Source organism: Streptomyces sp. NPDC046716, assembly GCF_040645755.1.
In the GTDB taxonomy this organism is placed as follows: Bacteria; Actinomycetota; Actinomycetes; order Streptomycetales; family Streptomycetaceae; genus Streptomyces.
Genome location: NZ_JBEYYU010000131.1, coordinates 1 through 5,068, shown reverse-complemented (window position 1 = coordinate 5,068; position 5,068 = coordinate 1). Strand labels below are relative to the sequence as shown.

Genomic DNA, 5,068 nt, shown 5'->3' with positions numbered 1-5,068 from the left:
GTTCCCCGCGCCCCTGGACGAGCGGAGCTCGTTTCAGGGGCGCGGGGAACTGCGCGACCAGCCACGACGCAAGCCGCACCCGACGACGCACCCCCTAATCGACCCGCACCACACACCCCGTCCGAGCCGACTCGTACGCCGCCGCGACGACCCGCACAGCACGCAACCCCGCCTCACCGTCCGTCACACCCACACCCCCCTCCCCGAACAGAAACGCCCGCATCATCAGCCCGTCCAGATCGACCCCGTACGGAATCTCCACCCCACCCCGCGCCCGCTCGTCGAACCCGTACACCTTCTGGTCGAACGCGTTCATCTCCAGCACGGCCCGGTCCCCGACCACCTGCATCGACAGCCCGCCCCACGCCGGATGATGCCGGGGCTGGCTCCAGCTGCAGTCCAGGGTGAGCACGGCCCCGTTCGCGTACGTGAGGGTGAGCAGCCCCGCCGTCTCCACGGGCACCTCGCCCCCGGCCTCGTACAGCACGTTGTTGGTCTGCGCGTAGACCGACGTCACCGGACTGCCCTCGAAGAGGTCGTCGAGCAGGTCCACGACGTGCACGGTGTGGTCGATGAGGGCGCCGCCCCCGGCGAGGTCCGGATCGACGAACCAGCGGCGGCGCGCCCCGGGCATGTAGCCGTTGTTGGCGCCGGCCACCGCGAGCACGTCACCGGCGGTACCCGCCCGCACGGCGTCCCGGACCGCCAGATAGGCGGGGCTGAACCGCACCGGATGCGCCACCGCCAGCCGCACCCCGGCCGCCCGGCACGTCTCGACCATGGCGGCGGCGTCCTCGGGCGTGGTCGCGAGCGGCTTCTCGCACAGGACGTCGGCGCCGTGCGCGGCGGCCCGCTCGATCAACGGCCGGTGCCGCGCGTTCTCCGCGCAGACCACGACCTTGTCCGGCCCCCAGGCGAACAACTCCTCGTACGTGTCCACGTAGTCGACGCCGAGGCGCGCCGCGAACTCCTTGCCGCGCAGCTCGCCCGGTGCCCCCGGATCCGGGTCGCAGGTCAGCACCTCCACGCCGTCCATGGCGGCGAGCAGCCGCGTGAACCCGCCCGCGTGGACGTGCGCGAACGACAGCACGCCCACCTTCAGATGCGTCGTCTCCGTCACAGCCCGGCCTCCTCGGTCACGATCGGTCCGACAGCTCCCGCGAGTTCGACGGCTTCACCGGTGCGGGCCGACTCGGCCGCCGCCACCGCGATCCGCACCGCCTCGACACCGTCCCGCGCCGACACCCGGGGCGCGGGCCCGCCCGTGCAGGCGGCGACGAACTCCCGCAGTTCGGTGAGGTACGGGCTCTCCGTCATGGGGCTGCCGGGGATGCCCTCGCCGAGCGGACGCCGTCCCTGGGCCAGGACGCGGAAGCCGGTGGCGGCCGTCGAGTCGTGTTCGAGCATCCCGTCGGGCCCGGCGACTCTGAACGTCGTACGGAACGGAAGGTCGGGTGGCCCCCACACCCCGAGGACATGACTGATCGCGCCGGACGCGTGGGTGAGGACGGCCGTGCCGGTGGTCACGGCGCCCTCCGGCGGATCCGGCGCCCGGTGGCCGCGGACCTGCGCGTGCACCCGGACGACCTCGCCCGCGAGCAGCCGCGCGATGTCGAGGTCGTGGATCATCTGGTCGACGAGGATGCCGCCGGACAGCGACGGATCGGCGAACCAGGGGGCCCACGTCGGGAAGCGGCCGGAGCGGGTCAGACGCAGCACCGCGGGGGCGCCGATGCGGCCCGCCGCCACGGACCCGGCGAGCGCCGCGTACGCGGGGAAGTAGCGGACGACGTGCGCCGGGAAGAGCAGCACCCCGGCGGCCTCGGCCGCGTCCGCCATCTCCCGGGCCTCGGCGACGGTGAGCGCGAGCGGCTTCTCGCACACCACGTGCCGGCCCGCGGCGATCGCGTCGAGGGCCAGTCCGTGATGCGTGAACGTGGGAGTGCACACGTCGACGACGGTGCTGCGGTCGAGGAGTTCGGTGAGCGAGTGCACGGCCGTCACCCCGAACTCGGCGTATCGGGAGGCGAGTTGTTCCGCGTTTTCGTCGGTGGACAGGATCGTGACGCGCGCGCCGAGCGCGGTCCAGGCGGGCAGGTGCGCGCGGGCGATGCCGCCCGCGCCGATCAGTCCCACGTCGAGGTCTGCCATGAACGTCCCTTCGGAGAGGCCGGATTCAGACGTCGTACGGTCCGTGGTCGGGGAGCCGCGCCTCCACCGCGTCGAGGGCGCGGCGCACGGCGCCCAGGGCCACGCCCTCGCGGCCGAGCGTGCTGACCGCGAGACGCGGCACGTGGAGGGTGAGCGGACCGAGATGTGCGGACAGGAGGGGAGCCAGGGAGTCGCCGACGGGCGCCAACGCCCCCGACAGGACGACGAGTTCGGGATCCAGGGCGAGCACCAGCGCGGCGACGGCCGGGGCGACCCCGGCCAGGAACCGGTCGAGCACGTCGAGCGCGCCCGCCTCCCCGGCGCGCACGGCCCGGGCCAGCGCGTCCGTCGCCGACTCGCCCGGCAGTCGCTCCCCGGGCCAGGCGAAGCCCTTCTTCACCTGTTCCAGGCCGAGTTGGGGAAGATAACCGAGTTCGCCTGCGCCGCCGCGGCGGCCCCGGTGCAGCCGGCCGTCGATCATCAGGCCGCAGGAGATGCGCGGCCCGAGCAGGACACAGGCCACGTCGTCCGCGAGCCGGGCGGCGCCGCGCCAGTGCTCTGCGAGCACCGCGAGGTTCACATCGTTCTCGACGAGGACGCGGCCCGCACCGGGGAAGTCGTCCGCGAGCCGCCGCGCCAGATCCAGATCGGTCCAGTCCGGCACGATCACCGACCGGATCCGCCCGGTCTCGCCGACCATGCCCGGCACCCCGACCCCCAGGCTCCACACGTCGTGCGGGGCGAGCCCCCGCCCGGCCAGGAAGCCCCGCAGCCGGCCGCGCAGCAGCTCGATGCGCTCCGCGCCCGTCGCGTCGTGGGCGATGTCGTGCCGCGCGCGGGCCACGATCTCCCCGTCGAGCCGGGCGAGCAGCAGCACGATCCTCCTGAGCCCGATGTCGACCCCGACCACGTGCCCTGCCTCGGCGCGGAACCGGTACCGCCGGGCGGGCCGCCCCGGCGCCCGCCCGGTCGCCGGTGCGGCCGCCTCCGCGATCCAGCCCCGCGCGGTGAGCTGCTCGACGAGCGCCTCGACGGTCGGCCGGGACAGGCCCGTGGCACCGGCGAGTCCGCTCACCGTCCGCGGGCTCTCCCGCCGCAACTCCCGCAGCACCACGGAGCTGTTGAGATCACGCAGCGCCGCGAGGTCGTGCCCTCGCGACCGGTCGTGCACCGCCACGGATTCTCCCTCCACGGGATGGAGCACGCGTGTCCGAATACGCAGGACTGTTGCAGAACCGTCCCGGCTTGGAAACCCCGCCCGCACGGAAATTGCGCAGAACTCCTGCACATCCAGAAAACACACGCGAGGGGGCGCACGCGGTGAAGCGCCACACATGACCCATTGACGCCTCTTCGGCCCGGCGTCGACGCTGGAGGCATGACTCAACTGTCCGAGCATGTGCGTCAGGCCACTCCCGTCGTCGCGCAGCGAGGGGAGGGCGTCCATCTGTACGGGATCGACGGCCGCCGGTATCTGGACTTCACGGCGGGGATCGGGGTGACGAGCACCGGCCACTGCCACCCGCGGGTGGTGGCGGCCGCGCAGGAGCAGGTGGCCACGCTCATCCACGGCCAGTACACGACGGTGATGCACCAGCCGTTGCAGCGGCTGGTGGAGAAGCTCGGCGGCGTCCTGCCCGAGGGTCTGGACAGCCTCTTCTTCGTCAACTCGGGCAGTGAGGCGGTGGAGGCGGCGCTGCGCCTCGCACGGCAGGCGACGGGCCGGCCGAACATCGTGGTGGCGCACGGCGGTTTCCACGGCAGGACCGTGGCGGCCGCGTCCCTGACGACCTCCGGCACGAAGATCCGTACCGGGTTCGGGCCGCTGATGGCGGGTGTGGCGATCACTCCGTTCCCGAACGCCTTCCACTACGGCTGGGACGAGGAGACGGCGACCCGGTTCGCCCTGCGCGAGCTGGACCATCTCCTCGCCACCGTGTCGGATCCGGACGACACCGCGGCGATCCTCGTCGAGCCGGTGCTCGGCGAGGGCGGGTACGTGCCCGCCAACTCGGCGTTCCTGCAAGGGTTGCGGGAGCGGGCCGACCGGTACGGGATCCTTTTGATCCTCGACGAGATCCAGACCGGTGTCGGGCGCACCGGACGCTTCTGGGGCCACGACCACTTCGGAGTGCGCCCCGATGTGCTGATCACGGCGAAGGGGCTCGCTTCCGGGTTCCCGCTGTCCGGGATCGCCGCGTCGCGGGAGCTGATGGGCAGGGCGCGGCCCGGGTCGCAGGGCGGTACGTACGGCGGCAACGCCGTGGCCTGTGCGGCCGCCTGTGCCACGCTCGACGTCATCGAGGAGGAGTCGCTGGTCGCGAACGCCGCGGCGATGGGGGAGCGGTTGCGGGCCGGGCTCGAGGAGGTCGGGGCCAAGACGCCGGGGATCGGTGACGTGCGGGGGCTGGGGCTGATGCTGGCCAGTGAGTTCGTCACGGCGGACGGTGAGCCCGACCCCACGACCGCGCTCCGCGCTCAGCAGGCCGCTGCCGACGCCGGGTTGCTGCTGCTGACCTGTGGTCCGTGGGGCAACGTGGTCCGGATGATTCCGGCGCTCGTCGTCTCCGAGCAGCAGGTGGACGAGGCGCTGGGGCTGTGGAGCGGCGCGGTCGCGACGGCGACGTAGGGGGCGGTGCCGTTCCGTCGCCGGGTACCGGTGTGCGGCCGACTGGTCGCGCAGTTCCCCGCGCCCCTGGGAGCGTCGTCGTGCGCGGGCCGGTGGCCGCTTCTCGCGCAGTTCCCCGCGCCCCTGGATGCGAGCTCCGCTCGCCCAGGGGCAGGGGAAGGCGCGCGAAGCGCAGCCTTCAGGGGCGCGGGGATGATCAGGGCAAAAGCGGAGAGCGCGGAGGAAACGGGCAGTCTGGAGGTACGGGTGGAGGAGCGCATGGCGGAGAGATGTGCCCTTCGATGGCAA

At 73.1% G+C, this 5,068-nt stretch carries 4 protein-coding genes; 1 reads left to right on the top strand and 3 read right to left on the bottom strand.

From position 1 onward, the window contains the following. Positions 1-94 precede the first annotated feature (94 nt). From ABZ930_RS41265 to ABZ930_RS41255, 3 genes are read right to left on the bottom strand one after another with little or no spacing between them, the layout of a single operon-like run. Entirely contained in the window at positions 95-1,120 is a 1,026-nt protein-coding gene (locus ABZ930_RS41265) for a Gfo/Idh/MocA family oxidoreductase (RefSeq protein WP_361560739.1), read from the bottom strand. After that, positions 1,117-2,151, bottom strand: coding sequence for a Gfo/Idh/MocA family oxidoreductase (locus ABZ930_RS41260; RefSeq protein ID WP_361560736.1), 1,035 nt, complete (start codon positions 2,149-2,151; stop codon positions 1,117-1,119). Before ABZ930_RS41260 ends, ABZ930_RS41265 begins: the two co-directional genes overlap by 4 nt. Before the next feature lie 25 nt (positions 2,152-2,176). Beyond that, complete coding sequence (locus ABZ930_RS41255; protein ID WP_361560733.1) at positions 2,177-3,328, bottom strand: ROK family transcriptional regulator; 1,152 nt, start codon at positions 3,326-3,328, stop codon at positions 2,177-2,179. A gap of 201 nt (positions 3,329-3,529) precedes the next feature. Here ABZ930_RS41255 and ABZ930_RS41250 point away from each other — a divergent pair, with 201 nt between their 5' ends. Continuing rightward, positions 3,530-4,780 (top strand): aminotransferase class III-fold pyridoxal phosphate-dependent enzyme, encoded by a 1,251-nt coding sequence (locus ABZ930_RS41250; protein WP_361560730.1) that lies wholly within the window; start codon positions 3,530-3,532, stop codon positions 4,778-4,780. Positions 4,781-5,068 lie beyond the last annotated feature (288 nt).

Coding starts and splice junctions, on each gene's coding strand:
- ABZ930_RS41260 (WP_361560736.1), bottom strand. CDS start 2,151: ATGGCAGACCTCGACGTGGGACTGATCGGCGCGGGCGGCATCGCCCGC.
- ABZ930_RS41250 (WP_361560730.1), top strand. CDS start 3,530: ATGACTCAACTGTCCGAGCATGTGCGTCAGGCCACTCCCGTCGTCGCG.